This window comes from Methylobacterium sp. 142-1Y, assembly GCF_057747795.1.
On record NZ_CM173224.1, the window covers coordinates 4,337,315 to 4,363,267 of the forward strand.

A 25,953-nucleotide genomic window follows, 5' to 3' on the forward strand; every position below is an offset into this window, starting at 1 on the left:
CCGGAACCGGCGCAACCTTTTTCGGAATTACGCGTTGCTGCTCTTCGTCTCACGCATGAGGCTGACGAAGCGGTCGAACAGGTAGTGGCTGTCCTGCGGGCCCGGCGAGGCCTCCGGGTGGTGCTGCACCGAGAAGGCCGGACGGTCGGTGAGCGACAGGCCGCAATTCGAGCCGTCGAACAGCGAGACGTGGGTCTCGACGGCGTTGTCCGGCAGGCTCGACGGATCGACCGCGAAGCCGTGGTTCATCGAGACGATCTCGACCTTGCCGGTGGTGTGGTCCTTCACCGGATGGTTGGCGCCGTGATGGCCCTGGCTCATCTTCACCGTGCGGCCGCCGAGCGCCAGGCCCATCAGCTGGTGGCCGAGGCAGATGCCGAAGGTCGGGACCTTCTTATCGAGGAGGGCGCGGATCACCGGCACGGCGTATTCGCCGGTCGCCGCCGGATCGCCCGGGCCGTTCGACAGGAAGACGCCGTCGGGCTTGAGCGCCAGCACCTCCTCGGCGCTCGCGGTGGCCGGCACCACGGTGACGTCGCAGCCCGCCTTGGCGAGCAGGCGCAGGATGTTGCGCTTCACGCCGTAATCGATCGCCACGACCTTGAGTCCCTCGCCCGCCGCCCGGCTGCCGTAGCCGGCCGGGTGCTGCCAGGAGGTCTCACCCCAGGTCGTCGAGGCCTTGCTCGTCACCGGCGGCACGAGGTCGAGGCCTTCCATCGGCGGGAGCGCGGCGGCCTTGGCGATCAGGGCCTCGCGGTCGAAGCGGCCTTCCGGGTCGTTCGCCAGGATCGCGTTCGGCATGCCGCGGTCGCGGATCAGGGCGGTGAGCGCGCGGGTGTCGACGCCGGTGATGCCGACGATGCCGCGGGCCTTCAGCCAGCCGTCGAGGTGGCGCGAGGAGCGCCAGTTGGACGGGTTCGTCACCGCCGAGGCGATCACCGCGCCGCGCACGCCGGAAGCCGGTGCCGCGTCGAGGCTCTCCAGGTCCTCGTCGTTGGTGCCGACATTGCCGATGTGGGGGAAGGTGAAGGTGACGATCTGCCCGGCATAGGACGGATCGGTCAGGATCTCCTGGTAGCCGGTCATCGCGGTGTTGAAGCAGACCTCGCCGGCGGCCTCGCCGGTGGCGCCGATGCCGAAACCCTCCAGAACCGTGCCGTCGGCGAGCACCAGCAGGGCGGTCGCGACGGGCTCGGCCCAGCCTTCGGGTTGCGCGGGGGCGGCCGCGTCGTCTTGCAGCATGATCGTGAACTCGCTTATGTCGCGGCCGGGCATGGCCGACGGGCGCGGCCGGCTGTTTACGAGGCCGGCGGCGGCCCGGTCAATCTGGGGATGCCCCGGTATCCCCTCAAGTGCCTCACCTTTCAAGTGCCTTGCACGACACGACAACACCAGGAGACCGGCATGCTGCGCCAGCGCCTCACCGCCGAGATGAAGGAAGCCATGAAGGGCGGCGACAAGGCGAAGCTCGCCACCGTCCGGCTGATCCAGGCCGCCCTCAAGGACAAGGACATCGAGGCCCGCGGCCTCGGCAAGGAGCCGCTCTCCGAGGAGGAGATCTTGTCCCTGCTCCAGAAGATGATCAAGCAGCGCAACGAATCGGCCACGGTCTACGACCAGGGCGGCCGCCCCGAACTCGCCGAGGGCGAGCGTGCCGAGGCCGCGATCATCGCCCAGTACCTGCCCCAGCAGATGGACGAGGACGAGACCCGCACGGCGATCCAGGCCGCCATCGCGGAGACCGGCGCCGCCTCGCCGAAGGACATGGGCAAGGTCATCGCCGCCCTCAAGGGGAAGTATGCCGGCCGAATGGACTTCGCCAAGGCGAGCGGCCTCGTGAAGGGCATGCTGGCCTGACGCGACCCGGGCCCCCGGCGAGGGGGCCCCATCGCGGTGCCGACGGGACGTCCTGCGGGGACCGTTCCGGATTCTTCTGTGCGGCCGTTTCGCAAGTCCTAGGCAGTCATGTGCCTGTTATCCAGTCGCGCTTCGAGGCTCGGAGCATAGTCGCAGATCAAGCATCCGGCTTTGTCACGAAAGCCCGCGGTAGTTAGTGCTTCTTTAGGGAAGTTGTCGTCCTCTGCGACCCTGTCGGCGTGAAATCCGGGCGGTTTCCGGCATTCAGGGGGTCGCGGTGAAGTCGTTGCTGTCCATCCGGGCCCTGGTGCTCGGAATTGCGCTCGCCCTCGGGGCGATCGTCGGTGCGATGACGCTCGACGGGGTGGTGTCGGCCTGGACCGGCCACCGCAACGCCCAGACCGTCGCCGCCGCGGCGAAGCTCGACCAGCGCATCCTCGAGGCGATGCAGGCCTTCCGCTCGGAGCGCGGCGACACCGCCGCCACCTTGAGCCTGTCGGGCGAGCAGGTCGGGGCGATGCGCAAGGTGATCGACGGCCATCGCGGCCGGGTCGATACCGCGATCCGGGCGCTCCTCGCGGCGCCTGCCGACCTCGCCGTTCCGGGCTTCGCCGAGACGCTGAAGGATCTCGGCTCCGCCTACGACGACCAGCTCGCCCTGCGGCGCGTGGCGGATGCGGCCTACGGCCTCGAGACGGGCGCCCGGGACAAGGCCCTGGCCCCGCGGGTGCTGAAGACCGGCGACGCGGTGCTGGCCCGGCTCGAGCGGGTCTCCGCCGCCCTCGAACGGCAGATGGCCCGCCTCGATCCCGAGACCCGCGTGCTGACCGGCGCCAAGAACAACGCCTGGGCGACCCGGGCCAATGCCGGCTCGCTCGCCGTCGTGGTCAACACCGTGCTGTCGAGCCAGACGCCTCTGACCCTGGAGCAGGCCGAGGCGGTGCAGACCTTGCGCGGCCGCTACGAGGCGACGTGGAAGCTCGTCGAGGCGGCGACCTCCGACCTGCCGCCCGCGATCGCCACGACGGTCGCGACGGCGCAAGGCGCCTATTTCACGCCTGAAGTGACGGCGGTGATCCAGCGCAACCTGCGCGCCTTCTCGCCCGGCTCCGAGGCCGCCATGAGCCTGCCCGAGTGGCAGAAATTCGTCACCCCGAAGCTCAACACCATCGTGGCGGTGGCCAACGAGGCCCTCGCCGCCGGCGTGGCATCGGCGGATGCCTCGGCCGAGGCGGCACAACGCCGTCTGATCCTGAACGCGGCCCTGTTCGGGGCGGCGCTCCTGCTCGTCGCCTTGAGCTGCGCGGTGGCGCATTTCCGCATCGCCCTGCCGATCCGGCGCATGACGCAGGCGATGCAGGCCTTGGCCGAGGGCGACGCCACCGTGGCGGTGCCGGCGCAAGGGCGCCGCGACGAGATCGGCGCCATGGCCGCCACCGTGCGGGTGTTCCGCGACAACCTGATCCGCACCCGGGCCCTGGAGGAGGAGACGGCGCTCGCCCGCGCCTCGGCCGAGGAGCAGCGCCGCGCCGGCATGCGCCAGATGGCGGACGCCTTCGAGCACGCCGTCGGCGGCATCGTCGGCCAGGTCGCGGCCTCCGCCACCGAGCTCCAGGCCACCGCCGCGGTGATGACCGACGGCGCCACCCGGACCGCCGGGCGCTCCACGGCCGTCGCCGCCGCCGCCGGGCAGACCGCCGAGAATGTCGGCACCGTCGCGGCCGCCGCGGAGGAACTCGGCGCTTCGGTTCACGAGATCGGCCGCCAGGTCTCGGGCTCGGCGGCGCTCGCCCGCACCGCCGTCGACGAGGCCGCCGGCACGGCCGGGCACATGCGCGAGCTGAGCGAGGCCGTGTCGCGCATCGGCGACGTGGTCGGGCTGATCTCGTCGATCGCCAGCCAGACCAACCTCCTGGCGCTGAACGCCACCATCGAGGCCGCCCGCGCCGGGGCCGCCGGACGCGGCTTCGCCGTGGTTGCGGCGGAAGTGAAGGAACTCGCCGGGCAGACGGCACGAGCCACCGAGGAGATCACCGGCCAGATCGGCCGCATCCAGGGCAAGACCGGAGACGCCGTCTCGGCGATCGAGGCGATCACCGGGCGGATCGCCGAGATCAGCCGCGTGTCGGTGGGAATCGCCGCCGCCGTCGAGGAGCAGGGCGCGGCGACCCAGGAGATCGTCCGCAACGTCGCGGAGGCCGCCGACGGCACCAATCAGGTGACGCACACGATCACCGCGGTCGCGGGCGCTGCCGAGGAGACGGGGGCTGCGGCAACGCAGGTGCTCGCGGCCTCCTCCGAGCTGTCGCGGCAATCCGAGCAGCTCTCGGCCGAGGTGAAGCGCTTCCTCGCCACCGTCCGGGCGGCGTGATCCACGTCTCGGTGCGGCCGATCAGATCGGCCGTACCTCGCCGGGGCGCAGTTTCAGCCGCGCGGCGAGGCGGTCCGAGAGGGTGCCGCTCAGCTCCACCGCCGCCTGCGGCGCCACCGCCTGCACGGCGGCAACGGCCGCGAGGGGATCGTTCGCCATGGCGACGTAGACCCGCAGGCCCAAGGCGCTGGCCCCGTCGTCGGCCGCCGAGACGGCGACGGTGAAGGCGGTCTGTTTCGGTTTTTTGGCGGGCATCAGGTTCTATCGCACGTGGCAGCCCGCCTGTCCTCGGTCGAGCTGCCATCGTGGGTACGCCTTTCGCCGCGGCAGAGCCTCGCCGATCCCCGAGATGCCCGCCTCGCTGAACCGTGATTTGCGCAGAGTGTCGTTCGCCCCGATCTCCGCTGCAGGTATCCCTGCCCTCACGGGGACAGGTCTCAAGGGGACGGGTCCATGCTCATCAAGGTCAAGCGCGGCTGGGAGATGCCCGAGCGCCTCGCCACGCCCGAATCGGTCTTCCTCGACCGCCGGGCGCTCCTCGGCGGCACCCTCGGGCTGGCCGCGGCCTCCCTCGCCGGCGGGCCGGCTCTCGCCGCGGTGCCGGGGGCGGGGACCGGGGCGGTGAAGACCGCCGACCTCTATCCGGCCAGGCAGAACCCGGCCTACACCCTCGACCGCCCGTTGACCGCCGAGCGCTACAGCGCCGACTACAACAATTTCTACGAGTACGGCACCAACAAGACCGTCACGCCGGGCTCCGACGCCCTGAAGGTCCAGCCCTGGACGATCAAGATCGACGGGCTCGTCGAGAAGCCGTTCGAGATCGGCTTCGAGGATCTGGTGCGCAAGATGGCGCTGGAGGAGCGGCTGTATCGCCACCGCTGCGTCGAGGCGTGGTCGATGGCGGTGCCGTGGACCGGCTTCCCGCTCTCGGCCCTGGTGGCGCTCGCCAAGCCGAAGGGCGACGCCAAGTACATCCAGATGCAGACCTTCATTGACAAGGCGATGGCGCCGGGCCAGCGGGCGTTCTTCTATCCCTGGCCCTACACGGAAGGCCTGACGATGGCCGAGGCGAACAACGAGCTCGCCTTCATGGTGACCGGGGTCTACGGCAAGCCGCTGCTCAACCAGTTCGGTGCGCCGCTGCGGCTGGCCGTACCGTGGAAATACGGCTTCAAGTCGGTGAAGTCGATCAACCGCATCACCTTCACGGCGGAGCGGCCCAAGACCTTCTGGGAGGGCTTGCAGGCCTCGGAATACGGCTTCTGGGCCAACGTGAACCCGGCGGTGCCGCATCCGCGCTGGAGCCAGGCGAGCGAGCGGGTGCTGGGCACCGACGAGCGGGTGCCGACGCTGATCTACAACGGCTACGGCGCGCAGGTGGCGGATCTGTACAAGGGGCTCGAGAAGGAACGCCTGTTCGCGTGAGGAGCGAGGGCCGCGTCGCCTGAAACCCTCCCCCCTTTGCGGGGGAGGGTGCCCCGCGGATGCGGGGCGGGAGAGGGGGCGCCGCTTCCGGACAAGACTGAACCGCTGTGAAGGGCGCCCTCTGCAGCACCGTCGCGCTGCCCCTCTCCCGGCCCGTGCTGACCCAGGGGCCACCGTCCCCCATCCCAAGTCGGGCAAGCCGACTTGGGCATTTGGATGCGGAACTCGGGCTTGCCCGAGTTCAGTGGGGGGGTTCGGCGTGGTGACCGTTGTTACGCCGTCCCGTCACCCTGCAGATAACCGGACTTGCGGCTGTCGGGCATCTGCAGCGAGACCAGGAACGCGATGGCGCACATCGCCGTCACGTACCAGAAGAAGGTGGTCTCGTAGCCGTATTCCTTGAACTTCAGCGCCACGAACTCGGCCGAGCCGCCGAAGATCGCGTTGGCGATGGCGTAGGACAGGCCGACGCCGAGCGCGCGCACCTCGGCCGGGAACATCTCGGCTTTCACCAGGCCGCTGATCGAGGTGTAGAACGAGACGCATAGGAGCGCCGCGGTGATCAGGGCGAAGGCCGCGACCGGGCTCTGCGCGTCGCCGATCGCGTGCATCAGCGGCACGGTCAGCAGGGTGGTGAGCCCGCCGAACAGCAGCATCGAGGTCTTGCGGCCGAACTTGTCGGCGAACATGCCGAAGAAGGGCTGCGCCACCATGTAGGTGAACAGCACCGCCGTCATCACCAGGTTGGCGGTCTTCTTGTCCATGTGCGCGGTGTTCACCAGGTACTTCTGCATGTACGTGGTGAAGGTGTAGAAGATCAGCGAACCGCCGGCGGTGTAGCCGAGCACGGTGAGGAAGGCGCGGCGATGGTTGCGCCAGATCGACGCCATGCTGCCGGCCTCCCGAGAGGTGCGGGTCTCGACGGTCGAGGTCTCGTGCAGGGAGCGCCGCAGGTAGAGGGCGACCACGGCGGCGGCGGCACCGATGAAGAACGGGATGCGCCAGCCCCAGGCGGTCATCGCCTTGTCGTCGAGGGTGAGGGTCACCAGCACGACGACGAGCGAGGCCAGCAGCTGCCCGCCGATCAGCGTGACGTATTGGAACGAGCCGTAGAAGCCGCGCTTCCCCTTCAGCGCCACCTCGCTCATGTAGGTCGCCGAGGTCCCGTACTCGCCGCCGACCGAGAGCCCTTGCGCCATGCGGGCGAAGAGCAGCAGGATCGGCGCGAAGACCCCGATCTGGGCGTAGGTCGGCAGGATCGCGATGACGAGCGATCCGGCGCACATCATCATCACGGAGATCAGCATCGAGGTCTTGCGGCCGTAGCGGTCGGCGACGCGGCCGAACAGCCATCCGCCGATCGGCCGCATCAGGAAGCCGATCGCGAACACCGCCGCGGTGTTGATGAGCTGCACCGTCGGGTCGGCGCCGGGGAAGAACACGTCCTTGAAGTAGATCGCCGTGAAGGCATAGGCGTAGAAATCGTACCACTCGACGAGGTTGCCCGACGAGGAGCCGATGATGGCCTTGATGCGGGCCTTGTTGTCGTAGGCCGCGATGGTGGGATTCGGTGAGGCGAGGCTGTCGGCCCCGGGTCGGCTCTGGACGGTGGTGGTCATCGCGGCGTCTGTCTCCTCCCGGGGGTCGGCGATGGTGGCAGGCCGCATGGGCCTCGCGCCGTGTCCGCACTAGGAGAATGCCGGGCCGGGGTACAGCCCCGCACCGCACCATTCCCGCATTTTCCTCTATCCGGCGCCGAATGTCCCAAGGAGAGAGGCCTGACGCAAGGTCCCGAATCGCAAAATTCCACATCCGAAACGGCGTCCGGATCCTCGACGGAAACCGGCAAGACCAGGGCGGACATCATGCGGCAATGCGGCAATCCTGCGAAGACTTGTCAGGGACTCGCCGGGCAGGCCTCCCGGGGCTTCGCGCCGCCGGTGCCGGTCTCGCCGGCGACGCGTTCGGCCTGGGCCGCCACGGCAGCGTCGAGGTGCGGATTCAGGCGCTCGCGCGGGGCCGAGATCTCGTCGCCGACCTGCACCCAGCGGGCGCCGGTCCATTCCTGCAGGGTGAGCGGGCGCCGGCCGCTATGATCGGCGCAGGTGAGGCGGATGCGGCGGGCGAAGCCGACGAGGCCGAGCTCCTTCCAGCGCACCGGATCGAGGTTGATCGCCTCGAGCCCGCGGCGCATCTCGGGCCCGTCGATCGCCCGCTTGCCGGCGAGGCGCTGGCCGTTGCGGATGCCCTCGGCCAGGATCACCCCGGCATAGACGCCGCGGTTGTAGAGCGGGCCGGGGCTGTCCTCCTTGGGCGTGCGCGACAGCCCGGCATCGATGACCAGGAGGTCGATCTGGTCGAAGGCCGGGAAGCTGTCGCCCGGCGCGTGCCAGGTCACGGTGCGCAGGCCCTTGGCGGTGAGATCCCGGGCGCCGGCGGCCGGCCGCAGCAGGTCGTCCTCGCCGGTCCAGCCGACCACGACGACCCGGTTGAGGGGCAGGCCCGCGGCGGCGGCGTCGCGCAGCGGCGTGCCGGAGAGGCCGGCGGTGGCATCGAGGATCACGGCGTCGGGATCCGCCGCCCGCACGGCGCGCCACGGCGCCGTATTCTCGTCGAGCGAGGCACCGTCCGGCAGGGCATAGGCGCGGAAGGCGAGGCCGGCCTCGGATGCCAGCGCCCGCAGCACCGGCTCCGGCTCGCGCCCGGCCGGGCTGTCGCGGTGGACATAGGCGAGGCTGCGCCCTTGCGGGCTGTCCTCGCTGCCGCCTTGCCCGACGAAGGCCAGCGCCACGCTCAAGGCATCCCACACCGTCGCCGGCGGCGCGAAGGCCCAGGGCAGCACGTCGCCCCGCGCCATCGCGGCCGGGCCGTAGCCGGCGGCGACGAGGGGCATCCGGTCGGCGGAAAGCCGCGGCAGCAGCGCCAGGGCTGCGTCGGCATTGCCGGGAACCAGCGCGATGCTGCCGCGGGCGACCGCCGCCTCGTAGCAGGAAAGCGCCCGCGCCGCCTCGCCCCCGGTCTCGCATTCCTCGACTGCGAGCGGGATTCCGCCGACGCCGCCGTCGCGCCGGCCGAGCATGGTCAGGTAGTCCGACAAGCCGTTCGCCAGCGGCGTGCCGACGGCGGCCATCGGGCCGGTGCGCTCGGTAAGGATGGTCAGCGGCAGGCCGTCGACCGCGGCGGCGGGGCCGGCGAGGAGGCTCAGGAGGACGGCGATGACGGCGGGGCGGGGCGGCATGGCCGTGTCCTGACGGGGCTTTTCGGCGGGGACCATCGAGCGGTGGAGCCTAAGCCCGGGACCGCTCGGGCGATAGGTCAGGATTCGAGCACCCGGGTGGCCGGGAACAGCACCTCGACCAGCGTCCCCTCGCCCTTGCGGCTGGTGATCCGCAAACTGGCCCGGTTCGCCTCGACCAGCGCCTTGGTCAGCGGCAGGCCCAAGCCCGTGCCGCCGCCGCGGCGCTGGGCGGTGGCGATCTGGCGGAAGGGCTGGAGCGCGGTCTCGACCTCCTCCGGGCTCATGCCGATGCCGGTGTCGCGCACCCGGAGCGCCACGCCGCCCCGGTCGGTCGCCGCCGTCGAGACGATCACCTGCCCGCCCGCATCGGTGAACTTGATCGCGTTCGAGATCACGTTGAGGGCGGCCTGGCGCAACGACCGTTGGTCGGCCAGCACCGCCGGCAGGCCGGCGGCGAAGCTCGTGCGCATCACCACCCGCTGGCGCGCGGCCTGGGGCTGCATCAGGGCGACCGAGGCCGCCACGAGGTCGTTGAGGGCAAGCCCCGCAAAGGCGAGGTCGAGGTGGCCGGCCTCGATCTTGGCCAGATCCAAGAGGTCGTTGACCAGGCTGACCACGTGCTCGCCGGAGGTCCGGATGTCGCGCAGGTAGTCGCGGTAGCGCTCGCTGCCGACGGGACCGAACTGCTCCTCCAGCATCACCTCGGCAAAGCCGATGATGGCGTTGAGCGGCGTGCGGACCTCGTGGCTGATCGTGGCCAGGAAATCCGACTTCTGGGCGCTCGCCCGCTCGGCCTCGCGGCGGGCCCGCACCAGTTCGGCCTCGGTGCGCCGTGACGCCGAGACGTCGCGCAACACCGCGGCGACGCGGCGCGGTGGCCCGCTCGCCACCGGCGCCAGGGTGAGGATCACGGGCAGCGGGCCGTCCGGCCCCCGCGCGATGACCTCGTCGCCGGTCGTCGCGGTGGCCCCGGCGCTCGCCCGCAGCAGGGCGGCCTGGGCGGCCGGGCGGCTCTCGGGCGAGAACAGCCCGATCAGGGGCTCGCCCGCGACCTCGCGGGGATCGGCGCCGAGCAGGCCTTGCGCGCCGCGGTTCATGCTGACGATGCGGCCCTCCTCGTCGAGCACCACCACCCCGTCGGTGACCGCGTCGAGGATCGCCGTGGTCTCGCGCAGGTTGGCGTCGCGGTGGGCGAGATGGACCTCGGCCGCCGCCAGCGACTGAACCGGATCGGCATCGGGCAGGCGCCGGATCGTCAGCAGGCTCGCGGGCGCACCGTCCCACTCGATCACCCCGACGGTGACGCCGACCGGCACGCTGCCGCCGGTCCGGGTCGCCAGTGCGATCGGGGCGCTCTCGCCGGGCCCGGAAGAGGCGGACGGGTCGCGGCCGCGGAAGATCACCCCCGACCCGCCGGCCGCCGCCAGGGCCTCGGGGCTGTCGTAGCCCGACAGGGCCAGGAGATGGCGGTTGGCGAGCAGCACCTCGTCGCCGCGATGGACCAGGAGCCCGACCGGCAGCCGCTCGACGAGGCGGGCGAGCGCCGCCTCGGCGCCGGGCTCGGGGAGGCGAGCGAGCGCCTGCGCCCCGCGAAACGGCGTCACCGCATTCCGGATCGGCGCCCCGTGCGGCGCCGGAGCCGCGGGCGGCGCGGCCTCGGCGCTCTCCGGATCCCCGGCGAAGCGGGCGCCCAGCGCCCGGGCGATCTCCCGGAACGCCGCGTGCTCGTTGAGGGAGAGGGAGGGGTTGCGCGGCCGCTCCTCCGCCGGGGACTCGGCGGACGGTGACGGATCGTCCGCCGGGGGCGCAGAGGAATCGGGCTCGGCGGCAAGGGGCTCGGCGGCAAGGGAGCCGGCGGCAAGGAAGCTGGCGGCATGTGCCGGTGGGGACGGAGGGGCAGCCTGGGACGCGTCCCGGTGCGGTGACTCTCCGGAGTGTTCCCCTCCCGAAGACGACTCGTCCGGGTGCGAGTCTCCCAGGTTAACCTCTCGCAGGTGCGCCTCTTGCAGGTGCGCCTCTCGGGACCCCGCTCCCTCGGGCTGCGCCTGCACCGGGGGCGACATCGCTTTCGCGGCGGATGCCTCTGCCGGCGGAGGGGGCGTCCGCGTCCCGAATCCCCAGCTCATCCCGAGATGCGCGAAGGGGGCCGCCATCAGGCCGGCGAATTCCGCCATGGTCGCCCCGGCGAGGGACGCGAAGTCGGGCGCATCCGGATCGGGCTCCGGCATGCGCGGCGGGGAGGCGGGCACCGTGTCGGGGCGGGGCGCTGAATCCGGGGCGGGATGATGCCATGCCGCGGGATCCGCGGCGGGCTGGCGCCCGACGGCGATCACCGCGGCGGCGCGCTCGCGTAAGGAAGGGCGGGGCGGCTTCGGCTCGGCCGTCTCGGGCCGGTCGGCCGCGGGGACGACCCGCTCCGGATGGATGACCCCGAAGCCGCTGAAGCCCGCGAAGGCGCGGCCGGCCCCGAGGCGGGGGGCGCCCGAGAGGTCGACCGCCACGGCCTCGCGGGTGCCCGCGATGCGCCAGCGCAAAGGCACGGCCCGGAAGGTGTGGCGCTGCGCCAGGGCCTCGGCCAAGGACGAGCCCAAGGACGAACCCAAGGACGAGCCCATGTCGGGCTCCGCTTCGACCGGGCCGGCGAGCAGCTCGTCCCAGCTCCGCCCGACCGGGGAGGCGCCGACGGTCTCGGACAACCCGCCGGTCACCTCGACGAGACAGCCGCGGGCGTCGCTGCGCCACAGGAAGCGCAGGCCGGGCCCGGGAGCCGGACGGGGAGCCGGCTCCGTCGCGGCGGGGACCGGCGCGGGGGCGGGTTCGGGGCCCGGCTCCGCCGCTGCGGCGGGCAGGGCTGCCGTGGAACCGGCGAAGGCCGGCGCGCGGCGAGGGCGACGGACGGGCAGGGGATCGAGGATCGCGACGGCGAGGCCGGTCTCGCCGTCCGGCAGGGCGGCGGGCAGGCAGGCGCAGAGCAGCGGCGGGGCGAGGCGCCCGGCGAGGCGCAGGCGCTCCAACCGCGGCTGCGCCGTCCCGACGGGCAGGCTCAGGGAGCCCCGCAGTTGCGCCGGAAGACCGAGGGACGAATCGATCCGCCCGTCCGCATCCGCGAGCGTCTCGCACAACGGCGCGGCGGCTGGGGAGGCGTGGAGCAGCCGCGTCGCCGTCCGGTCGAGGAGCAGGAACGCGCGATCGTCACCGGCGATCCGCTGCCCGAAGGTCGGAACGGCCCGCAGGGCCTCGATCGTCGTCTCGAAGAGCACGTCCCGACCCACTGCTTCTCCCCGCGCACCACCGCCGCACCCGGTTCTTGCCCGGTTCTTGTCCGAACACGACCCGCCCGGCCTGCTTTAAACCAACTGGCACCTTCCCGCACCGGCACGAAATGCGCAGTCGCTGCGTTATCCTGCCGTCAACCTTAATGCCTGCCGGAAAAGGTGGCATTCCGCTCGGACCATGCTATTGTGCGGTGCACAATAGTGCCCGGCCCCAGCGCACCGCGCCGCGGGACGCGCCCAACATGAGGAGACGAACATGACCCAGACCCCGAACTACGAGATCCCGACCGAGATGCGGGACTTCGCGGAGAAGAGCGTCGAGCAGGCCCGCAAGGCGTTCGATTCGTTCCTCGGCGCGGCGCGCAAGACCGCCGACACGCTCCAGGGCTCGGCCGAGATGGCCCGCACCAATGCCCAGGAAACCTCGACCCGCGGCTTCTCCTTCGCCGAGCAGAACGTGAACGCCGCGTTCGACCTCGCCCAGAAGCTCGTCCGCTCGAAGGACGTCCAGGAGGCGATGCAGCACCAGGCCGAGTTCGTGCGCAGCCAGTTCGCCGCCATGCAGACGCAGGCCCGCGAGTTCGGCGGCCTCGCCCAGAGTGCGATGCAGCAGAGCGCCGAGAACGCCAAGCAGGCGATGCAGCAGGGCGCCGAGCAGGCCCGTACCGCCATGCAGCAGGGTGCCGAGCACGCCCGCCAGGCGATGCAGAAGGGGACTGAAGCCGCCCGCAGCGCCACCGACCAGGCCACCAACGCCGCCAAGGACGCCGCGTCCTAAGACGCGCGGGCCGGCTTTTCCGCACGGCCTCGGCCGCGCCCTGCGAGGGGCGCGGCCTTTTTCATGCTCGTCGTGCGTCTTTACCCCTCGCCGCCGAACAAGGCCCGGGCCTGCACCGGCGAGGCGACGGCAATCCCGATGCTCCGTGCCAGGGCCGCGAGAGCGGCGACCTGCGCGGCGTTGTCAGGTGCCAGGCTCCCGTCCGGCCGCCACAGGTTGTTCTCGAATCCGACCCGCGCATGACCGCCGACCGCGGCCGCGGCGACGAGGCAGGCCGCTTCCCGCGGGCCGAAGGCGCAGAGCGCCCAGGGCAGGTCGAGATGGTGCTCGGAGTTCCAGGCGGTGAGAAAGGGCAGCAGGTCGGCCGGGTCCGAGCGCTGGCCGACGGCGTAGCGGCCGAGCACGAACAGCACGCTCGTCCGCTCGAGCGGGATCAGCCCTCGCGCCACCAGGCCCTGGAAGCGGGTGACGTCGCCCGCATCGTACAGGATGTGCTGCACCATGACCCCCGCCCGGGCCTGCTCGGCCAGGAAGGCGGCGGCGGCGCCCTCGTCCTCCGGCTCGGCGAAGAGTTCGCGCAAGGCCACCGAGAACGCTTCGGGCTTCAGCGCCCGCATCGCCGCCATCTGCTCGGCCGGGCCGTAGAGGCCGACCGCCTCGGTGGTGACCTGACGGATCATCTCCGGCCCCGCCTCGCGGCGCACCGCCGCGAGCGCCGCCCGGTAGCGGTCGAGGTCGAGGGTGTGGCGCTGTTCGGCGTCGCGCACGTGCAGGTGGATCATCGCGGCGCCGGCCTCGCGGCAGCGGGCGGCTTCCAGGCCGATCTCCCGCGGATCGATCGGCAGGGCGGGGTGGTCGGCTTTGGTACGGCGGGCGCCGTTCGGCGCCACGGTGATCACGAGGGGGATGGCCATCTGTCTTCCCGGTTCTTCGCGCTCGTTCCGATTCGGCGACGCCGCATTCTGCACGGCCGGCGCACAAGGTAGTCTGGCACCCGTCACACCGGATGGTCCCGGCGCGAGCGCCGGTGCAGCCCGAGCACCAGGAGGCCGATGCCGAGGACCGTGGCGAGGCCGGACGCCGCCAGGATGCGGCGGATCAGCGGGGTGTAGATCCCGGTCTGAGGATCGTACCCGTAGCAGAGCAGCACCAGCCGGTCGGCGAGGCCGCCGACCCGGCCCTCGCCGGCCTCGACCAGGGCGAGGCGCAGGTCGCGGGCGGTCATCGCTAGCGGCGAGAGGACCCGGGCGACCCGGCCGTCGCCGGCCAGCACCAGGGCGCCGGCCGGGTGGGCATAAGATTCGGTGTCCCGGTCATAGGCGTAGGCGTAGCCGACGGCGCGCGTCACCGCCTCGACCGGTCCCGGTGCCCCGGTGAGCACGACGGCGCTGGCGAGGAGCGGCCCCTGGCCGAGCTGCTCCGTCACCATGGCGCGGGCGGTGGCGGCCGGCGCGCGCGGGTTGAAGCCGAGCGTCACCAGCTTAAAATCCGTGCCCGGCACGAGGCCGGTGGCGGCGAGCGCCGTGCCGGCAAGGCTGAGCATCGGGTCGCAGACGTTGCGGCAGGCGTAATCGAGGGGCATCAGCAGGGTCGGGCGCCCGGCGAGGGCCTGCCCGAGCGTCAGGCCGCGTCCGTCGGCGGCATCGGTGAAGGCGGCATCGAGCGGCGCCCGCGCGCCGGGGGGCGGCGCCAGCCCGACGCCCGACAGGTCCTTCGGCGTCAGCCCGGCCGCGGCCGGCTGGCCGAGGAGGGCCAGGAGTGCGGCGAGGCCGAAGCGGGCGGCGAGGCCGCGAACTCTCATCGCTTGCATCGATCGCCCGGACCTCGCACCTTCGGGGTGACATAGGGCGGCCGCGTGCCTCGTCGGCGCGACGGATTCATCGCCCCGGCGGACACGACGCCGCAGTGGAGCGACGGAGGCGGAATGGACGGGATTCGCGACGCAGACGCCCTGCGCGACCATATGGGCCCGGTCAGCCGCCTGGCCGAGGGCAAGGTCCAGGTTCGCCTCGACCGGCATGCCCGGGCGTTCATCGCGCTCTCGCCGTTCCTGGTGGCCGCCACCGCCGACGCGGAGGGCCGGGCCGATGCGAGCCCGCGCGGCGACGCGCCGGGCTTCGTTCAGGTGATCGACGACGTCACCCTGCTGATCCCGGATCGGCGCGGCAACAACCGCGCCGACAGCTTCGGCAACCTGCTGGCCGCGCCGGGCATCGGCCTGATCTTCCTCGTGCCCGGAATCACCGAAACTCTGCGGGTCAACGGCACCGCCCGCCTCACCACGGATCCCGCCCTGCTCACGCCGCTCGCCGCCCAGGGCAAGGTTCCGACCACCGGGCTGGTCGTCGCGGTGCGGGAGGTGTTCTTCCATTGCGGCAAGGCGGTGATGCGGGCGCGGCTGTGGGACCCCGCGGCACAGGTGCCGCGCGAGGGCTTCCCGAGCCTCGGCCGCGTGCTCGCCGAGCAGACCGGGGCGATCGGCATCTCCGAGGCCGAGCGGCTGATGGACGAGTCGTATCGGACGCGGCTGTATTGAGGGCCTGGTCAGTCACCTCGACAGATCATCCTGCTGCCGAATCCTGATTTCGAAGCCCGTTTCGAGTCAGATTTTTCATTGAATAATGAGGTGGGAACGGCGAATCCCATTCTCGCGCCTCATCCTGAGATGCTGGTCGATCGGAGATCGACTGACCTCGAAGGAGGGCTCCAGAAACCTCCGTGATTCCTGGAGCCCTCCTTCGAGGCTCGCTTCGCTCGCACCTCAGGATGAGGTGATACGAAATCCGGACGATCACTTACGGATTTCGTATCGTCAGCCCGCGCGGTGAAGCCGTAGGCTTCACACGCCTGAGCAAAGCCGCTTTCCGCATCGCGAAGCGATCAATCGCAAAGCGTATGAGGGTGGGATACGCCATCCGTCGCACGTCCCGTGCGCCCCGCCCCACTCACGTCCCCGAAGGCCCGAGCGCCCGGGGGGCCGGGCTGACGATCGTCGTGCCGCCGGAGCGGATCTCGAACACCGCGAGCGTCCGGTCGCTGGTGCCTTCCGGGCGGAACCGGAACGTGCCGTCGATTCCGGCGAAGCCCGAGGGGTTGGTGAGGGTCGTGTCGGCGAAGCGCTGCGACCCGTATTGCCGGTTCAGCGCCGCGGCGAGGGACACGGCGTCGTAGGCGAGCGTCGCGACCCGCACCGGATCGGAGCCGAACCGGGCCCGGTAGCGCTGGCTGAAGCCGGAAAAACCCGCCGGATCGCTGGCGGCGAACCAGCCGCCCTGGAAGGCCGGCAGTGCGAAGACCCTCGGGTCGTTCCACACCGCGGTGCCGACCGGCTTGACCCGGGCCGGGTTGAAGCCGGCGCGGGTCAGCGCCGGGCCGGCGACGCCCAGGCCCTCCGGCGTATCGGGCAGGAACAGCGCGTCGGCCTGCGGCGCCGGTCCCGCGATCAGCGGGGCGAGGCGCCCGATCGAGGCGGCGGGGTTGCCGGCGGGGTAGCGTTCGATCGCCACCACGCGGCCGCCGCGGCGGGCCACCGCCTCGCGGAACTGCGCCTCGACGACGTGGCCGTAGGTCGAATCCGGGATCAGGGCCGCGAAGGAGCGCCGCCCCGCCGCCGTGGTCTCGTCGACGATGCGGTCGACCTCGGTCTGGGGCAGGAAGCTCAGCAGGTAGACGCCGCGTGCCGCCACGCTGGCATCGGTCGAGAAGGCGATGACCGGCTTGCCGCTGGGCCTCACCGTGGCGGCGGCCGATTGCACCGTGGCGGCGAAGAGCGGGCCGATGACGAGGTCCGCCCCTTCCGCGAGCGCCGCGGCCGCGGCCTCCCGGGCTCCCTCCGGCGTGCTGCGGTCGTCCTTCACCAGGATCTTCAGGTCGGGGCTCTGCGATTCCTGCAGCGCCATGTCGGCGGCGTTGCGCAAGCTCGCGCCGACCGCCGCGCCGGGCCCGGAGAGCGGCAGGATCAGCGCGACCTTGACGCTGCCGGCGCCCAGTACCGTCCCGTCGCCGGCCGGGAGCGGCGCCTCGACCGGCGCGGTGCGGGTGGCGACGACCGGGCTGTCGACCCCGCCGCAGGCGGCGAGCAACGACAGGCCGGCGAGCACGGCGGCGCTCCGTCCGAAACGCCTCACAGTCTGAAGGCCGATGCCCCCCATCGCCCGCTCCCCCGGTCCGGTAGCCCGCGCCGCGAATCGGCGACGGCAACCCGGCAGCAACATCCGTGCCCGGTGCATAAAGTCTGCCGGTGAAAAGTAAACGACCGCTCCCGTCCGACGCGCCATGGCGCCGCGTACCTGGGCCGTGGCACTATGGCGGCGATGACCCAGCGCAGCGACGATTCCCGCCGCCGTTCCCCGGACCGCGCGTCCGGCCGGGGCCCGGCCGTCTACACCGCCTTCGGCCTCGCCGCCGAGGCCGAGCCCCTGTCCCCCGGCCTGCACGTCGTGGCGACGCCGATCGGCAACCTGAGGGACGTGACCTTCCGGGCGCTCTCGACGCTCGCCGCCGCCGACGCGGTGCTGGCCGAGGACACCCGGGTGACCCGCACGCTGCTGGCGCATTACGGCATCACCACGCCGCTCGTCGCCTATCACGAGCATTCGGGGGAGGGCGTGCGCGAGCGGATGATTGCTCGCATGAAGGACGGCGAGGCCCTGGCGCTGGTCTCGGATGCCGGCACGCCGCTGGTCTCGGATCCGGGCTTCAAGCTGGTCCAGGCGGCGATCGAGGCGGGGCTTGCCGTCACCCCGATTCCCGGCCCTTCGGCGGCGATCACCGCGCTCGTCGCCGCGGGCCTGCCGACCGATCGGTTCTTCTTCGAGGGGTTCCTGCCGCAGAAGAGCGGGGCGCGGCGCAACCGACTGGCTCTGCTCGCGGGCATCCCCGGTACGCTGGTGCTGTTCGAGGCGCCCCACCGCCTGCCCGAGATGCTGGCGGACGCGGCGGACGTGCTGGGCGGCACCCGCCCCGCCGCGGTGGCGCGCGAACTGACCAAGCTGTTCGAGACCGTGCGCCGGGGCGACCTCGCGGGGCTCGCCGCCGACTACGCCGCCTCCGGCCCGCCGAAGGGCGAGGTGGTGGTGGTGATCGGCACCGCGCCCGAGGACGCGCCGGGCCCGGAGCACGACGCCGACCTCGATGCCCGGATCGAGGCGGCGCTCGCCCGCCACTCGATCAAGGACGCCGCCAGCCTCGTCGCCGACGAGACCGGCTTGAAGCGGCGCGAGGTCTATGCCCGCGCCCTGGTTCTGGCCCGCCGCGCCGACGATGCCGGCGAAGCCTGACGCCGCCCGCCGCCGCCTCCATCTCGCCCGCGGCCGGCGGGCCGAGTGGCTCGCGGCCTCGGCCCTCCTCCTCAAGGGGTATCGCCCGCTGGCCTGGCGGGTCTCGATCGGCGGCGGCGAGATCGACCTGATCGTGCGCCGCGGCGGCGTCGTCGCCTTCGTGGAGGTCAAGGCGCGGCCGACCCTGGCGGACGCCTCCATCGCGATCGACGCCCGCAAGCGCCGTCTGTTCTCCCGTGCCGTCCGGGCCTGGATCGCCCGGGCGCCGTGGAGCGCCGCCCTCACCTTGAGGGCGGATGCGGTGTTCGTCGCGCCCGGGCGCTGGCCCCGCCATGTCGTCTCGGCCTTCGAACTGGAGATGGACCCCTAATCCGAATTCTGCAATTGCGTTCATCTTGCGTGCAGCGCAGCATGCTTAAGCTCGCGGTCGCGATGGTGTCGGAGGTGAGGGGGTCACGAGATGCGCAGCGGTTTCGGATGCGAGTCCTGCGGCTCGCCGGGGGTGCGCCTGCCGGCCGATCTGACCGACGACGCCATGATTCAGTGCGATGGCTGCGGCTGCACCCTGATGGCCTGGGGCGCGTTCAAGCGCCGCGTCGAGGCGCAGGAGGCGGCCGACGCCCGGAAGCCCACCGAGCGGCGGGCTGTCGCTGCGCCGCAGCGGGTGGCGGGCTGAAGGCGGCTTTTGCGGTTCTATGTGAGATGATGTGGGTCGGGGCGAGCGTCGAGCGCATCGCCTCGTTGTGCGTATGGTGACGCGACGCCGCCTGGAGAAGGAAAAGGCGCGGGGGCTTTCCTCTCCCCGCGGGTGGAAAGAGAGCTGTGTCCCCGCTCAGGAGACGCAGCAGGCGGAGGCGAAAGCGGCGGTGAGGGGGCCTCGACGGGCGAGGCTCCTCCGGACACCCCCTCGCCCTCGCCCTCGCCTTTTGCGCTTCCTGAGCCCTTCGGAACTCAGGCCTCTTCCCGCGACGAAGTCGCGCTTGCCCGACTTCGTCCATCGCTTGCCGATTCCCGGCAAGCCCGGGATCTGTCGGGGAGAGGAGAAGGGCTGCGCCTTCGTGATGGCACCAGCTATCCCGGCCGTCGGCTGAGAATAGCGTGTTCTGAATCGACAACGTCGACACGACGCTGCGAAAAACCGGCCCCGCAGGGCCCAGCGCCTCAGCGCGCCGCCGCGATCGCGGCGATCAGGGTGCGCTTGAGGTCCTGCTGGCTGAACGGCTTCTGCACCACCGGGCGGTCGCGAAACGGCTCGCGGATGCCGGCGCCGCCATAGCCGGTGGAGAAGACCAGCGGCAGGCCGCGGCGCACGATCGCCTCGGCGACGGGGTAGATCGGCTCGCCGGCGACGTTGACGTCGAGGATCGCGACCACGAAGCTCTCGCTCTCGGCCATCTCGAGCGCCTTGCTCAGCCGGGCCGCCGGACCCACGACCTCGCAGCCGAAATCGACCAGCATGTCCTCCAGCAGCATCGAGATTGCCGCCTCGTCCTCCACCACGAGGACGCGGGCACCATTCAGGAGGTCTTCGCTTGTTTCCGTGCCCACGCCGGAGTTCTTTCCCTCAACGCCCCGAATCGAGGCCCGACCGACCTGTCCCTGCCGCGGCTTTGTCCGCTCGACCGTCAGGGGTTTCATCCGCCCGCAACCCATGCGAGTCAGCGCCGGCAGCCAAGACCGATCCCGACCAAGACCTGCGCCGGTGAGCCGTCGCCCGGAACGCCAGACATGTCAAGCGCACGGACCTGGGACGCGATGCAGCGGCTTCACGATACTCCCCACCCCTTGAATCGGAGGGCCCTGATCGCAGGGGGACTCGTCGGATTGGCCCTCTCGTCGACGGCGGCGCTGGCCGACCGGCCGGTCGTCGTCGCCTCGAAGGTGGACGGGGAGGGCGCCCTGCTCGGCCACCTGATCGTGATGGTGCTGCGGCGGCTCGGCGTGCCGGTGACGGCCCGGCTCCAGCTCGGGCCGACCCGCATCGTGCGCACCGCGCTCACCGCCGGCGAGATCGACCTCTACCCGGAATATACCGGCAACGCCGCCTTCTTCTCCGGAACCGATGCCGATCCGGTCTGGCGCCGGGCGGAGACGGCCTACGCGGCGGCGAAGGCCTTCGACGCCAAGAACGGCCTCACCTGGCTCAAGGCGGCGCCGGCGAACAACACCTGGCAGATCGCCGTGCAGGGGCGCCTCGCCCGGGCCGAACGCCTCGCCACGATGGCGGATTTTGCCGGCGCGGTCCGCCGCGGCCTGATCGAGCTCTGCGCCTCGGCGGAGTTCGTCGAGAGCCCGGCCGCCCTGCCGTCCTTCGAGCGGGCCTACGATTTCGTGATGCCGCGGGAGCGGATCGTGATGCTGCCGGGCGGCGATACCGCCGTCACCTTGCGGGCGGCGGCGCAGGGGATCAGCGGGGTCAATGCCGGCATGGTCTACGGCACCGACGGGGCGATCGCGGCCCTCGACGTCGCGGTGATGAGCGATCCGGCCGGGGCGCAGATCGTCTACGAGCCGGCGCCGGTGATCCGCACGCCGGTCCTCGCCCTTCATCCGGAGATCGCCCCCGCCCTCGATCGCCTCTTCTCCGGCCTCGACCTCCCGACCCTGAGGCGGCTGAACGCCGAGGTGGCGGTGGAGGGCGACACCCCGGAGGCGGTCGCCCGCCGCTACCTCGGAACCCTCGCGCCATGACGATCGATTCCGTGAAACGGCCCACGGCTTGGCCGTCCCCGCCGTGGCTCGCCGTGGCGATAGCGGGTCTCGCCGTCGCGGCCCTTGCCGGACTACCGTTCCTCACCCTGGCGCCGAACCGCCTGGTCCCCGGCAGCCCCGTCGGAAGTGGCGTCGCCGGGATGGCGGCGGGCGGGCTCGCGGTCGGTGCGGTGATGCTGCTCGCCGGTCCGGCGCGGCCGTGGCGTGCCTGGGCCGCCCTGGCGGCGGCTCTGGCCGCCTGGTGCGTGCTGCTCCTCGGCCTCGGGCAGGGCGCCGCCGGGCTCCTCGCAGGCCAGAAGCCGGCCGCCCGCGCCGCCCTCGGCTCGGGCGGGTGGCTCGCCCTCCTGGCGGTGGCGGGGCTCGCCGGAGAGGCGGGGAGGGCCGTCCTGCCGCGCCGGGGCGGCCTCATCGCCGCCCTGCTGCTCCTTGGCTTCACCGTTCTCTTCGCAGCGGCGGGTGTCCTCGATTCGCTGTCGCTGGCGGTCGAGTACCGGGCGCGGGCGGGGGCCGTGGCGGCGGCTTCGTGGCAGCATCTCGGGCTCGCCGGAGCTTCGCTCCTCATCGCGCTCGCCGTTTCCGTACCCCTGGCGCTCCTGCGCCTGCGCGACGGGCCGGGCGCGCGCCTCGTCGACGGGCTGGTGAGCGGGATCCAGGTCGTGCCGGCGCTCGCACTCTTCGCTGCCCTGGTGGCGGGTCTGTCGGGCCTGCTCGCCCTCGTGCCGGCGCTGCGGAGCCTCGGCCTGTCGGCCATCGGTCCGGTGCCGGCGGTGCTCGGCACCGCCGCCTATCTCTGCCTGCCGCTGGTGAGCGGGCTCGCCGCCGGCCTCGCGGCGGCGGACGCGGACGTGCTCGCCGCCGCCCGGGCGATCGGCCTCAACCCCCGCGAGGTGCTGCTGCGGGTGCGCCTGCCCCTCGGCGCGCCGGTGCTGATCGGGGCATTGCGGGTCGCGGCGGTGCAGAGCGTCGGGCTCGCCACCCTCGGCGGCCTCGTCGGGGCCGGGGGACTCGGGGCGCTGGTCTTCGAGGGCATGGCGCAATTCGCCCAGGACCTGATCCTGCTTGGCGCCCTCCCGGTGATCGGCCTCGCTCTCGCGGTCGATGCCGGGCTCGCGCTCCTCGGCGGCACCCGGGAGATGCCGGCATGACCCGTCCCCGATTCGCCCGCGCGCTCGTGCCGTTCGGGGTGGCCCTGTGCCTCGCGGTGCTCAGCCTGCCGGAGGTCGCCGGATTCGTGGTCCGTCTCCTCGGCCTCCAGGCCGGCACGCCGGTGCCGGCCGGTCGCCTCGCCTGGCTCGCCCGGCAGCATCTCGTCCTGGCGCTCGGCGGTTTCGTCTTGGCGGGTGGGGCCGGGCTCGGCCTCGGCATCCTGGCGACCCGCGTCGCCGGTGCCTCGTTGCGCGCCACCCTCGACACCCTGGCCGCCGCCGCCCAGGCCGCCCCGCCGGTGGTGGTGGTGGCGCTCGCCCTGCCGGTGCTCGGCTTCGGCGCGCCGCCGATCCTCCTGGCGCTCGCCGCCTACGGGCTGATGCCGGTGATGCGCGGCACCGTCGGCGCGCTCGCCACCGTGCCGGAGGAGGTGCGCCGGGCGGCGATCGGGATGGGGCTCACGCCGACGCAGATCCTGATGCGGGTCGAGCTGCCGCTCGCTGCCGGGCCGATCCTGGAAGCCTTGCGGGTGGTGCTGGTGCTGGCGGTGGCGACCGCCGCGATCGGGGCGCTCGCCGGGGCCCAGACGCTGGGCTCGCCGATCGTGGTCGGGTTGCAGACCCAGAACACCCTGGCGCTGGTCCAGGGCGCGGCGGCCGCGGCGGCGCTCGCCTTCCTGGCGGATGCGGCTTGGCTCGCCGCAGCGGCGGGCGTGAGCCGGCTGTTGCGGCGATAGAGGGCGAACGGGTGGCCTCGCCGATCCCGGGCAGGACCGGGCCCGGCGAGGACTTCTGGCGTTACGCCGCCAGCCCGCGCTTGCGCAGCAGCGGCCCCGTGCTCGGCAGCCGGCCGCGGAAGGCCGTGTAGGCGCTGCGGGCATCGCGCAGGTTCCCGGCACCGTAGACGTAGGTGCGCAGCCGTTCCGCGGTGGCGGGATCGAAGATGTCGCCCGCTTCCCGGAAGGCGTCGAAGGCGTCGGCGTCCAGCACCTCGGACCAGAGATAGCTGTAATAGCCCGCCGCGTAGCCTTCCCCGGCGAAGATGTGCTGGAAATGCGGCGTGCGGTGGCGCATCGCGATCTCGCCCGGCATGCCGATGCGGCGCAGCGACTCGGCCTCGAAAGCGAGCGGATCGATGCCGCCCTCGGCCTCCGGCGACAGGTGCAGGTCGAGGTCGACGATGGCCGACGCCGTGTATTCCACCGTGGCGAAGCCCTGGTTGAAGGTCCGGGCGGCGAGCAGCCGGGCCAGCAGGTCCTCGGGCATCGGTTCGCCGGTGCGGTAGTGGCGGGCGTGCGACCGCAAAACCTCCGGCTGTTCCAGCCAGTGCTCGTAGAGCTGGGACGGCAATTCGACGAAGTCGCCCGCCACCGCCGTGCCGGCGAGCATCGGATAGATCACGTTCGACAAAAGCCCGTGCAGGGCGTGGCCGAATTCGTGGAACAGCGTGCGGGCATCGTCGAAGGACAGCAGGGACGGCTCGCCCTCGGCCCCCTTGGCGAAGTTCATCACGTTGACGATGATCGGCGTGATCTCGCCGGTCAGGCGCTCCTGCGAGCGGAAGCCGCTCATCCAGGCGCCCGAGCGCTTGCTCGGCCGCGCGAAGTAATCGCCGAGGAACAGGCCGATCACCCGCCCGTCCCGGTCGGCGACCTCCCAGGCCCGCACCTCGGGGTGGTAGCGCGGCACGTCCGGCAGTTCGGTGAAGGAGAGGCCGAACAGGCGGTGCGCCGTGTCGAAGGCCGCCTGGATCATGCCTTCCAGCGGGAGATACGGCTTGATCTCGCCCTCGTCGAGGTCGTGCTCGCGGCGGCGCAGGCGCTCGGCATAGTGGCGCCAGTCGTGAGGAGCGAGGTCGAAATCGTGGCCGTCCTCGCGGGCGAGCGCCTGGAGCCGGTCGCGCTCGGCTTCGGCCCGGCGGCGGGCCGGCGCCCAGACCTCCTCCAGCAGGCCGACCGCGGCGTCGGCGCTGCCCGCCATCGTGTCGTCGAGGCGGAAGGCGGCGTAGCTCGAATAACCCAGCAGGCGCGCCCGCTCGGCGCGCAGGCGCAGGGTCTCGGTGATGATCGCCCGGTTGTCGGTCTCACCCCCGTTCTCGCCCCGGCGGAGCCAGGCGGCATAGGCGCGCTCGCGCAAGTCGCGCCGCGTCGAGAAGACCAGGAACGGGTCGATCAGCGAGCGCGACAGGGTGACGACGTGGCTGTTCTTCAGCCCGCGCTCCTCGGCGGCCCGGCTCGCTGCGGCACGCAGGAAGGGCGGAAGGCCGGCAAGATCGTCCTCGCCGGTCAGTTCCAGCGTGAACGCGCCCTCGTCGGCGAGCAGGTTCTGGCTGAACTGGGTGCCGAGCTCGGCGAGCCGCGATGCGATGGCCGCCATGCGCTCCTTGGATTCGGCGTCGAGCTCGGCCCCGGCGCGGCGGAAGCGCAGGCGGTAGCGCTCGCGCACCCGCTTCTGCTCGTCGGACAGGCCGTCCTCGGCGATCCCCGAGACTCGCGCCCACAGGTCCGGATTGAGGTAGATCGCGCTGCCGTGGCGGGCGAGCCGCGGCGACACCGCCCGCTCGACCGCCTGAAGCTCGGGATTGGTGTGGCTGCCGGTGAGGTTGAAGAAGGTCGAGGAGACCCGGCGCAGGGCCTGGCCCGAGCGCTCCATCGCCTCGATCGTGTTGGCGAAGGTCGCGGGCTCCGGATTGCCGGCGATCGCCTCGATCTCGGCGACGTGCTGGGCCAGCGCCCGCTCGAAGGCCGGCTCGTAATGCGCGGGCACGATGCGCTCGAAAGGCGGCAGCCCGTGCGGGGTGGTCCAGGCCGGCTCGGAGAAGGGGTTGGGCTCGTGCTCCGCCGTGACGCCGCGCATGCTGATCCTCTCGCTCGAAGGGCGGGCGACGATAGACCCTGGGGCGCGGGGCGCAAGCGCGGCAGGGCGCGCGAGCAGCACGAGTCGGGGGAACGGCCACGCTTGCCCATCCGTTGAGGAGCGGAACTGGGGAGGGGCGCGATGCCGGGGACGACGATGGGGCGGATCCTCGCCGCGCTGATGGCAGGCGCGATCCTGGCCGGTCCGGCCGCCGCCCAGGCACCGGGCGGTGCGCCGCCTCTGAGCCGGGTCCCGGCCGATCAGGTGCCGTTGCCGCCGCCCCGGCCCGAGGAGAGCAAGGAGCCTGTGGCCAAGGAGCCGGCTTCCAAGGAGTCCGCCGTAAAGGACGCGGTTCCGAAGGAGACCGACAAGGACACGCCCGTCCCCGAGCCGACGCCGCTGCCGCCCGAGCGGCCCGCCGACCTGCCCTCCGGCCCGGCGCCCACCCCCGCCACCCTCGTGCCCGACGATACCGCCTGCCTGCGCCGGCTCGAACGCCTGGGCGTCAAGGCCGAGTCGGTGGCGCCCCTCGCCGACGGGCTGTGTGGCGCGGCCAAGCCCCTGCGGGTGACGGTGCTGCCCGACGGCGTCCCGCTCAGCCCCGCCGCCACCCTCACCTGCGTCGCCGCGGAGGCGCTCGGCCGCTGGAGCACCGAGGTGCGGGTGATCGCCGAGCGGACCCTCTCGACGGTGCCGAAGACCGTCCAGATCGGCGGCTCCTACGAGTGCCGCGGCCAGAACCACGACCCGAGCGCCAAGCTCAGCGAGCACGCCTATGCCAACGGGGTCGACGTGATGGGTTTCACCTTCGAGGGACGGGCGCCGGTGATGGTGGGCGCGGTGCGGGAGGGCACGCCCGAGGCGGCTTTCGAGAACGCCGTCAGGGCCCGCGCCTGCGGCTTCTTCCGCACCGTGCTCGGGCCGGGCTCGGATGCGGCGCATGCCAACCACCTCCACCTCGACGAGCGCGAGCGCAATGCCGGCCACCGCCTGTGCCAGTGAGCGCGAAAAATC

22 protein-coding genes are annotated in these 25,953 nt (G+C 72.3%); 12 read left to right on the forward strand and 10 right to left on the reverse strand.

Features of this window, described 5'->3' with window-relative positions:
* Positions 1-27: 27 nt before the first annotated feature.
* Positions 28-1,242: a glutamine-hydrolyzing carbamoyl-phosphate synthase small subunit gene (gene carA / locus AC3AOF_RS19825; protein ID WP_488346275.1), complete on the reverse strand. Its 1,215-nt coding sequence runs from the start codon at positions 1,240-1,242 to the stop codon at positions 28-30.
* Between the two features lie 162 nt (positions 1,243-1,404).
* Here carA and AC3AOF_RS19830 point away from each other — a divergent pair, with 162 nt between their 5' ends.
* Positions 1,405-1,857, forward strand: coding sequence for a GatB/YqeY domain-containing protein (locus AC3AOF_RS19830; protein WP_236989250.1), 453 nt, complete (start codon positions 1,405-1,407; stop codon positions 1,855-1,857).
* Positions 1,858-2,134: 277 nt separating this feature from the next.
* Complete coding sequence (locus AC3AOF_RS19835; protein WP_488346276.1) at positions 2,135-4,228, forward strand: methyl-accepting chemotaxis protein; 2,094 nt, start codon at positions 2,135-2,137, stop codon at positions 4,226-4,228.
* A gap of 21 nt (positions 4,229-4,249) precedes the next feature.
* Here AC3AOF_RS19835 and AC3AOF_RS19840 read toward each other — a convergent pair whose 3' ends face one another.
* Positions 4,250-4,483, reverse strand: coding sequence for a hypothetical protein (locus AC3AOF_RS19840; RefSeq protein WP_236989249.1), 234 nt, complete (start codon positions 4,481-4,483; stop codon positions 4,250-4,252).
* Between the two features lie 198 nt (positions 4,484-4,681).
* Between AC3AOF_RS19840 and msrP the strand changes: the two genes are divergently transcribed.
* Positions 4,682-5,656 carry a protein-methionine-sulfoxide reductase catalytic subunit MsrP gene (gene msrP, locus AC3AOF_RS19845; protein WP_236989248.1) on the forward strand — a complete coding sequence of 325 codons (975 nt, stop codon included), beginning with the start codon at positions 4,682-4,684 and terminating at the stop codon, positions 5,654-5,656.
* A gap of 272 nt (positions 5,657-5,928) precedes the next feature.
* Here msrP and AC3AOF_RS19850 read toward each other — a convergent pair whose 3' ends face one another.
* The 3 genes from AC3AOF_RS19850 to AC3AOF_RS19860 all read right to left on the reverse strand — a co-directional run bounded on the left by AC3AOF_RS19850 (position 5,929) and on the right by AC3AOF_RS19860 (position 12,166).
* Positions 5,929-7,275, reverse strand: coding sequence for an MFS family transporter (locus tag AC3AOF_RS19850; protein WP_236989247.1), 1,347 nt, complete (start codon positions 7,273-7,275; stop codon positions 5,929-5,931).
* A gap of 278 nt (positions 7,276-7,553) precedes the next feature.
* Positions 7,554-8,894: an ABC transporter substrate-binding protein gene (locus AC3AOF_RS19855; protein ID WP_488346277.1), complete on the reverse strand. Its 1,341-nt coding sequence runs from the start codon at positions 8,892-8,894 to the stop codon at positions 7,554-7,556.
* Between the two features lie 77 nt (positions 8,895-8,971).
* On the reverse strand, positions 8,972-12,166 hold the full coding sequence (locus AC3AOF_RS19860; protein ID WP_488346278.1) for a PAS domain-containing sensor histidine kinase: 3,195 nt from the start codon (positions 12,164-12,166) through the stop codon (positions 8,972-8,974).
* Between the two features lie 259 nt (positions 12,167-12,425).
* Between AC3AOF_RS19860 and AC3AOF_RS19865 the strand changes: the two genes are divergently transcribed.
* On the forward strand, positions 12,426-12,947 hold the full coding sequence (locus tag AC3AOF_RS19865) for a phasin (protein ID WP_236989244.1): 522 nt from the start codon (positions 12,426-12,428) through the stop codon (positions 12,945-12,947).
* Between the two features lie 80 nt (positions 12,948-13,027).
* Here AC3AOF_RS19865 and AC3AOF_RS19870 read toward each other — a convergent pair whose 3' ends face one another.
* The gene (locus tag AC3AOF_RS19870; protein WP_236989243.1) at positions 13,028-13,861 is read right to left on the reverse strand and encodes a beta-keto acid cleavage family enzyme; all 834 of its coding nucleotides are present in this window, start codon (positions 13,859-13,861) and stop codon (positions 13,028-13,030) included.
* Positions 13,862-13,944: 83 nt separating this feature from the next.
* A complete protein-coding gene (locus AC3AOF_RS19875; protein WP_236989242.1) occupies positions 13,945-14,748 on the reverse strand; it encodes a thioredoxin domain-containing protein in 804 nt (267 codons plus the stop codon).
* Between the two features lie 123 nt (positions 14,749-14,871).
* Between AC3AOF_RS19875 and AC3AOF_RS19880 the strand changes: the two genes are divergently transcribed.
* On the forward strand, positions 14,872-15,483 hold the full coding sequence (locus AC3AOF_RS19880) for a pyridoxamine 5'-phosphate oxidase family protein (protein WP_488346279.1): 612 nt from the start codon (positions 14,872-14,874) through the stop codon (positions 15,481-15,483).
* Positions 15,484-15,892: 409 nt separating this feature from the next.
* On the opposite strand, the gene AC3AOF_RS19885 is transcribed toward AC3AOF_RS19880, so the two are convergent.
* On the reverse strand, positions 15,893-17,098 hold the full coding sequence (locus tag AC3AOF_RS19885; RefSeq protein WP_488346280.1) for a penicillin-binding protein activator: 1,206 nt from the start codon (positions 17,096-17,098) through the stop codon (positions 15,893-15,895).
* Between the two features lie 162 nt (positions 17,099-17,260).
* Between AC3AOF_RS19885 and rsmI the strand changes: the two genes are divergently transcribed.
* The 3 genes from rsmI (at position 17,261) to AC3AOF_RS19900 (ending at position 18,902) form a co-directional block, all read left to right on the forward strand.
* Positions 17,261-18,226 carry a 16S rRNA (cytidine(1402)-2'-O)-methyltransferase gene (gene rsmI, locus AC3AOF_RS19890; RefSeq protein ID WP_488346281.1) on the forward strand — a complete coding sequence of 322 codons (966 nt, stop codon included), beginning with the start codon at positions 17,261-17,263 and terminating at the stop codon, positions 18,224-18,226.
* Positions 18,210-18,596 carry a YraN family protein gene (locus AC3AOF_RS19895; protein WP_236989238.1) on the forward strand — a complete coding sequence of 129 codons (387 nt, stop codon included), beginning with the start codon at positions 18,210-18,212 and terminating at the stop codon, positions 18,594-18,596. Before rsmI ends, AC3AOF_RS19895 begins: the two co-directional genes overlap by 17 nt.
* A 90-nt stretch (positions 18,597-18,686) precedes the next feature.
* The gene (locus tag AC3AOF_RS19900; RefSeq protein WP_236989237.1) at positions 18,687-18,902 is read left to right on the forward strand and encodes a hypothetical protein; all 216 of its coding nucleotides are present in this window, start codon (positions 18,687-18,689) and stop codon (positions 18,900-18,902) included.
* 485 nt (positions 18,903-19,387) lie between these two features.
* Here the strand turns inward: AC3AOF_RS19900 and AC3AOF_RS19905 are convergent, their stop codons facing one another.
* On the reverse strand, positions 19,388-19,699 hold the full coding sequence (locus AC3AOF_RS19905) for a response regulator (protein WP_442919353.1): 312 nt from the start codon (positions 19,697-19,699) through the stop codon (positions 19,388-19,390).
* A 282-nt stretch (positions 19,700-19,981) separates the two neighbouring features.
* On the opposite strand from AC3AOF_RS19905, the gene AC3AOF_RS19910 reads away from it, so the two are divergent.
* Genes AC3AOF_RS19910 through AC3AOF_RS19920 form a run of 3 tightly spaced genes read left to right on the forward strand, consistent with a single transcriptional unit; the run spans position 19,982 to position 22,820 of the window.
* The gene (locus tag AC3AOF_RS19910) at positions 19,982-20,917 is read left to right on the forward strand and encodes a glycine betaine ABC transporter substrate-binding protein (protein WP_488349020.1); all 936 of its coding nucleotides are present in this window, start codon (positions 19,982-19,984) and stop codon (positions 20,915-20,917) included.
* Positions 20,914-22,083: an ABC transporter permease subunit gene (locus tag AC3AOF_RS19915; RefSeq protein ID WP_488346282.1), complete on the forward strand. Its 1,170-nt coding sequence runs from the start codon at positions 20,914-20,916 to the stop codon at positions 22,081-22,083. The genes AC3AOF_RS19910 and AC3AOF_RS19915 overlap by 4 nt, the downstream gene beginning before the upstream one ends.
* Positions 22,080-22,820, forward strand: a complete 741-nt coding sequence (locus AC3AOF_RS19920; RefSeq protein WP_488346283.1) for an ABC transporter permease subunit — start codon at positions 22,080-22,082, stop codon at positions 22,818-22,820. Before AC3AOF_RS19915 ends, AC3AOF_RS19920 begins: the two co-directional genes overlap by 4 nt.
* Positions 22,821-22,881: 61 nt before the next feature.
* Here AC3AOF_RS19920 and AC3AOF_RS19925 read toward each other — a convergent pair whose 3' ends face one another.
* Positions 22,882-24,939 carry a M3 family metallopeptidase gene (locus AC3AOF_RS19925; RefSeq protein WP_488346284.1) on the reverse strand — a complete coding sequence of 686 codons (2,058 nt, stop codon included), beginning with the start codon at positions 24,937-24,939 and terminating at the stop codon, positions 22,882-22,884.
* A gap of 141 nt (positions 24,940-25,080) precedes the next feature.
* On the opposite strand from AC3AOF_RS19925, the gene AC3AOF_RS19930 reads away from it, so the two are divergent.
* Positions 25,081-25,941 carry an extensin-like domain-containing protein gene (locus AC3AOF_RS19930; RefSeq protein WP_236989231.1) on the forward strand — a complete coding sequence of 287 codons (861 nt, stop codon included), beginning with the start codon at positions 25,081-25,083 and terminating at the stop codon, positions 25,939-25,941.
* The last annotated feature ends 12 nt before the right edge of the window (positions 25,942-25,953 follow it).